General features: G+C 63.3%; 5 protein-coding genes. 1 reads left to right on the top strand and 4 read right to left on the bottom strand.

Annotated features, from left to right (window positions below):
• Window positions 1-63 precede the first annotated feature (63 nt).
• On the bottom strand, window positions 64-729 hold the full coding sequence (locus tag EN884_RS21750) for an outer membrane protein (protein ID WP_027160415.1): 666 nt from the start codon (window positions 727-729) through the stop codon (window positions 64-66).
• A 94-nt stretch (window positions 730-823) separates the two neighbouring features.
• Complete coding sequence (locus tag EN884_RS21745; RefSeq protein WP_063168107.1) at window positions 824-1,675, bottom strand: alpha/beta fold hydrolase; 852 nt, start codon at window positions 1,673-1,675, stop codon at window positions 824-826.
• Window positions 1,676-1,822: 147 nt separating this feature from the next.
• On the opposite strand from EN884_RS21745, the gene ade reads away from it, so the two are divergent.
• Window positions 1,823-3,631, top strand: coding sequence for an adenine deaminase (gene ade, locus EN884_RS21740; protein WP_063168106.1), 1,809 nt, complete (start codon window positions 1,823-1,825; stop codon window positions 3,629-3,631).
• 161 nt (window positions 3,632-3,792) lie between these two features.
• Here the strand turns inward: ade and EN884_RS21735 are convergent, their stop codons facing one another.
• Together EN884_RS21735 and EN884_RS21730 are read right to left on the bottom strand one after the other, a co-directional pair.
• A complete protein-coding gene (locus EN884_RS21735) occupies window positions 3,793-4,956 on the bottom strand; it encodes an alpha/beta hydrolase (RefSeq protein WP_063168105.1) in 1,164 nt (387 codons plus the stop codon).
• 137 nt (window positions 4,957-5,093) lie between these two features.
• The gene (locus EN884_RS21730; protein ID WP_013531324.1) at window positions 5,094-6,167 is read right to left on the bottom strand and encodes an alpha/beta hydrolase; all 1,074 of its coding nucleotides are present in this window, start codon (window positions 6,165-6,167) and stop codon (window positions 5,094-5,096) included.
• Window positions 6,168-6,170: the final 3 nt, after the last annotated feature.

The following is a 6,170-nucleotide window of genomic DNA, read 5'->3' as shown; positions in this document are numbered from 1 at the left end:
CTTCCATGAAGAGAGCCCCTCAAGTGGTCGCCTGGGCCGGCAGCGTCGCGATTGTGGGCCTGGTCAGAACTTGTAGCTCAAATTGATCCCGACCGTATTCAGCTTCACGTTCTGATCGCGATCGTTAAAGGGTTCTGCCACCTCGTAGTGCTCGGAGCCGAAATCATAGTAGCGATACTGCGCGCCGACGACGAACTTGTCGGTCAGCGCGTAGTCGACGCCGGCACCCACGGTCCAGCCGACATTCGTGCGCGTGCTGTCGAACGCCGGACCCGCGACTTGCGATGTTTCGATGCCGGCAAAGGCGACGCCGCCAATGCCGTAGACCAGCAGGCGGTCCATGGCGTAACCCGCCTTGGCGTTGACCGACCCGAACCACTTGATGTCGGTGCCGAATGTGCTTCCCAGCGCCGATACCGTCGTGCCGCCGACCGAGGAATAGTTGAGGTCCGCCTCGGCGCCGAGCACCGCCTGGTCGAATTGCCACAGGCCGGCGACGTGGCCGCCGACAAAACCGCCGTCAATGTCGGGCGCGATGGAAAATGGCGCACCTTCTGTCACCGATACATCGGATTGGCCCCAGCCATAGCCGGCCTGCAGACCAGCGTAATAGCCCGTCCAGTCGAATCCGGGCGCGGTCATCGGCACGTCGACCGCCGGGTCGGCTGCAAAAGCCGGCACGGCCAGAACGGCAAGGAAACCGGCACTAGCGACCATCAATCGACGCATCGAACTCCCCGAAATGACGGTTCAGAAAGATCCTCGTCAGAAGGATAACCGCATTCGCCGCAATCGCAATCCCCCTGTCGCCGTACAGAATCCTCTATTTGGCATCGATGAAGTCCAGCACAGCCTGGCTATATTCATCCGGCGCTTGCAGCATGGCGAAATGACTGGCGTTGGGCAGGATGATCAGCTTCGCACCTGGGATGGCGGAGGCGATATAGTCGGTGTGTTCGCGCTTGATCGCCTCATCGTGGTCGCCGGCAACGATCGCCGTCGGCGTGGTTATCTCGGCAAGCTGTTCCTTGCTCCACGCCGGCTCGCTCTCCCACATGTGGCTCATCTGCGCCACGAAGGCGTCATACTGGTCCGGTGTTTTCGACATCTTCTTGTAGTCGCGGCCGGAGCGGTCGATGTAGGCGGCAAAGGTCTTGTTGGTCATCACGCCCGGATCAAGGCCGTCGGTGGTTACGTTGGCGGCTTGCGCGAACAGCCTTGTCAGCCGCTCCGGATGATGCAGTGCGATGTCGATACCGATGATGCCGCCATCGCTCCAGCCGACAAGCGCGGTCTTGTCGATCTTCAGGTGGTCGAGCAGCGCCAGATAGTCCGATGCCATCAAGTCGTAGCCATAGGGCTGCTCGGTGCGGGTGGAGCGGCCGTGGCCACGGCTGTCGGCGACGATTACCTTGTGCGTCTTGGAAAGCGTGGCCACCTGGCTGGCCCAGATGTCGCCGTGGCCGAGGCCGCCATGGATGAGCAGCACCGGATCGCCCGCGCCGAAAACGGCGTAGTACATCTGGATGCCGTTCACCGGCGCGTATCCGCTCTGATCGGGTTTGGGCATGGCCGCTGGTTCCGGCAAGGTCTGCCAACGCTCCTCGGCCACGGCAGAAGTGGTCGACGCTGCGAACAAGATAACGATGGCGAACGCTTTCCAAAAACGGGTCATGTCTTCCCTCATATGGTTCGGTTCGCGGTCAGCATCGCCTTCCAGCCGGATTAGTCAACAAGCTCGCCCTGACGCGGTATGTCGGACCGACGGCTCTGGCGGCGCCCGCCGACATTTGCGAGACTGGCGGCAACCGAGGAATCGCCAATGACGAAAGCAACGCCCGCAAAACCCAGACCGTGGACCGAGATGGCGACACATCTGGTCGATGTCGCCGTGGGGCGCAAACCCGCTGACCTGGTCGTGCGCAACGGCCGCTGGGTGAACGTTCATTCGGGCGAGATCATCGCCGGCACCGACATCGCCATTGCCGGCGGGCGCTTTGCCTATTGCGGGCCCAATGCCAGCCATGCAATCGGCCAGGGCACCAAGGTGGTCGATGCCGGCGGGCGTTATCTGGTGCCCGGCCTCTGCGACGCGCATATGCATGTCGAGAGCGGCATGGTGACGGTGACCGAGTTCTGCCGGGCCGTCATTCCGCACGGCACCACCTCGATGTTCATCGACCCGCACGAGATCGCCAATGTTCTGGGTCTGCCCGGCGTGCGGCTGATGCATGACGAAGCGGTCGCCATGCCCATCAACGTGCATGTCCAGATGCCGTCCTGCGTGCCTTCGGCGCCGGGGCTGGAACATGCCGGCGCCGAGCTGACGGTCGCCGATGTCGCGGAAGCGATGACCTGGGAGAACATTATCGGCCTGGGCGAAGTGATGAATTTCCCCGGCGTCGTCGCCAATGATCCGGTCATGTCGGGCGAGATCGCGGCGACGGTCAAGGCGGGCAAGACGGTCGGCGGCCACTATGCCTCGCGCGATCTCGGCCTGCCGTTCCACGGCTACGTCGCCGGCGGCCCCGAGGACGACCATGAGGGCACGCGCGCCGAGGACGCTATCGCCCGCGTGCGCCAGGGCATGAAGGCGATGCTGCGGCTGGGCTCGGCCTGGTACGACGTCGCCTCGCAGATCAAGGCGGTGACGGAGGGCGGAATCGACCCGCGCAACTTCATCCTGTGCACCGACGACAGCCATTCCGGCACGCTGGTCCAAGAGGGCCATATGGACCGCGTGGTGCGCCACGCCATCCAACAGGGATTGAAGCCGGTGACGGCGATCCAGATGGCGACGCTCAATACCGCCCAGCATTTCAAACTGGAGCGCGAGATCGGCTCGATCGCGCCGGGCCGGCTGGCCGACCTGCTGATCGTCTCGGATCTCGCCGCAATGACCATCGACGAGGTCTATGCACGCGGCGTCAGGGTGGCCAAGGGCGGCAAGCTCGAAATCGACATTCCGGCCTATGATTACCCCCGGACGGCGAAGAACACCGTCAAGCTCGGCAAGAAGTTGAAGGGCGACGACTTCGATATCGCCGCCCCCAAGGGCGCCAACGAGGTTCGGGTGCGTGTCATCGGCGTCATCGAGAACCAGGCGCCGACGCGCGCGCTGGAGGCCGATCTGCCGGTCGAGGACGGGCTGGTCGCAATGGACCGCCGCAACGACATCTGCCAGATCGCGCTGGTCGAGCGTCACAGGGGCACGGGCGGCGTCAGCAACGCCTTCGTTTCGGGCTTCGGCTATATGGGCGACTGCGCCATGGCGTCCAGCGTGGCGCATGACGCCCACCACATCATCTGCGTCGGCACCAACAAGCAGGACATGGCGCTGGCGGTAAACCGTCTGGGCGCGGTCGGTGGCGGCGTCGTGCTGTTCTCCAAGGGCAAGGAACTGGCGCTGGTCGAAATGCCGATCGCAGGCCTGATGTCGGACGAACGGGCGGAAATCGTCGCCGCCAAGGCCGAGAAGCTCACCGAGGCGATGCGCAAGATGGGCTGTTCATTGAACAACGCCTACATGCAGCACTCGCTGCTGGCGCTGGTCGTCATTCCGGAGCTCAGGATCTCCGATGTCGGCCTGATCGATGTGACGACATTCCAGAAGGTCGATCTGTTCGTCTAGGATTGTTGATATTCAGGCCATGCCGACCTGTAAGTAGCGATTTTCTGCGCTTCCGGTGCTCACGTACTTAAGTACGCTCCGCTCCGGTTCTCGAAAACCACCACTTTCGGCTCGGCCTGACCCGAATCTCAACAATCCTAGGGCCAATGCCGCCCGCTGGCTCACCCGCCGGTGGCGATGGTCAGCACCTTGAACGGCGTGGTGATGACGATCTCGGCGACCGAGCCGACGGCCTTGCCGAGGCCCTGGCCGAGATTGTTGAGCTGTGTCGGGTCGGGTTCGTCCGAGGCGAGGCCCGCCGGCGCCCGCAGCCGGTCGCCGAGCAGTTGCACCAGCATCGGGTTGTCGGCGAATTTGGCGTGGTTGAGGCGGTCGCCGCCCTTGGCCTGGGAAAGATCGACCACCGACACGCCATAGCTGGCGAGGTCTGCAGCGTTGCCGTAGTCGCCGACGCGCGGCTTGTCGCCCGAGATCAGGGACGAGAGCTTGAGAGCCCGGTCATCCGCAGAGAGCAGGATGGCGAACGGCTTGTCGGGTTTGCCGTAGCGGATCATCTGCTTCTTGAAGACGTCGACATCGATGTCGGGCGAGGCCAGGATGACGTAGCCCAGTTTGCCGCCGAGATCCCGGTCGCCGGTGATGGCAAGCTGGCGCAGCGTCTCCATGGTCACCCAGGTTCCCATCGAATGGGCGATGATGTCGATGCTCTTGACCTTTGTCTTGGCCAGCATCCTGAGCGTCGCCTCGAGGTCGTCGCGCGCTGCGTTGGCGCTTTCCTTGTCGTAGATGTAACCCGTGGTCTTGCCGCTCGAAGCCCAGGAGAACAGCACCGGGGTGCCGGGATATTTGGTGTCGTGGGCGATCTGCGTCAGCCGGTAGATGCCGTCGTCAAAACCGTTGTTGAAGCCGTGCACGAAAACCAGCGCACGGTCGCCGCGCATGGAAATGTCGGCGCCGACCGCTTTGGCGAACTGGGGCGCGCCTTCATAGAAAGTGACGTCCTTGGCGGTAAAATCCTTGGCAGGATTGCTGTTTGCCGATCCCTTGGCCCGCTCGATGGCGCCGACCTGATGGCTTTTGGGAACGGTGACGTCGACACGGGCAAAGCTGGTGGTCAGCGAGCGATCGCCGTCGTAAACCTGTCGCGGCTCTTTTGTTGCCCTCTGGCGGGTGGTGGCGACGAAGATTTCATGCGTGGCCGCGATGTCGGATGCGGGCACCGAGACCGTCGTCCTGTTGAGCAGGTCGTGCGTTTTCCCGCCAGCGCAGCCGGTGACAGCGAGCGCCGATGCAACGACGAGGTAGCTCTTCGAACGCACGGTCACACGCAGGCTCCCGCAAAAGGGGACGTCAAACGCGTGACGTCGCTGGCTATTCCGATAAGGCCAGAGACCGGCGCGGTCCAGTTCAAAGTGAATCCATACGTCCGCGATGCCGGGCAGGCATCGCCGCGAGACCGCACCTATTGGCCAAGCAGGCTGATGCGGTCGGTGACATCACGGTCGCTGGCAAAGCCGTCATCCTCGCGCAGCCGCTGGCCGATCATCTTCACCAGCGTCGGATTGTCGGCGAATTTCGTATGGTTGAAGCTGTCCGATCCCTTGACCTTGGACAGGTCGACGACCGTCACGCCATAGGAGGCAAGATCGGCGGCATCCTTGTAGTCGCCGACACGCGGCCGTGAACCGGCGATCAGGCCGGAGAGCCGCAGCGCACGGTCGTCGTCCGATAACAGCAGGATGAACGGCTTGTCGGGCTTGCCATAGCGCCGCATCTGGCTCTTGAACACGTCGACATCGATGTCGGGCGAGGCCAGCACCACGTCGCCGAGCTTGCCGCCGAGATCGCGATCGCCGGTGATGGCCATCTGGCGCAGCGTTTCCATGGTGACCCAGGTTCCGAGCGAATGTGCGACGATGTCGATGCGCCGCGCGCCGGACTGCTCCAGCATCCTGAGCGTCACCTCCAACTGGTCGCGGGCAGCGCTGGCGCTTTCCTTGTCGTAGACATAGTCGGTGGTCCTGGCGCCCGATGCCCAGGAAAACAGCACTGGCGTGCCGGGATAGCCGGAATCATGGACGATCTGGGTCAGGCGATAGACGGCGGCATCGAAGCCGGTGTTGTAGCCATGCACGAAGACCATGACGCGGCCGCCGCGCGCCGCGATGTCGGCGTTGAGCGCGCTGGAGAATTTCGGCTGCGTGTCGTAGCCGACGACCTCGGAAGCCATGAAATACTTGGCCGGGTCGTCCGACTTGCCGCGCGAGCGGCGCTCGATCTGGCCGGTCTTGTGAAGCCCCGGAACGGTGACGTTGACGCGGGCATAGTTCAGCGTCGCCGACCGTTCGCCGTCGAAAACCTTGTTGGGATCGTCGGATTTCTTGCGCGTCGTGGCGATGAAGATCGAGTGGTTGCCGGCGATCTCCGTCACCGGCGCGGACACCATGGCGCTGCCAAGCAATTCCTGTGTTTGCTGGCCGGCGCAGCCGGCGACGAACAAGGCCAGGACAACGGTAAAAATCTTCTTCAAAGGCACGCC

This window comes from Mesorhizobium sp. M7A.F.Ca.AU.001.01.1.1 (assembly GCF_004022735.1).
GTDB classification, from domain to species: Bacteria; Pseudomonadota; Alphaproteobacteria; order Rhizobiales; family Rhizobiaceae; genus Mesorhizobium; species Mesorhizobium ciceri.
The sequence above is the reverse complement of the archived record's forward strand: the minus strand, read 5'-3'. Positions and strand labels throughout refer to the sequence as shown.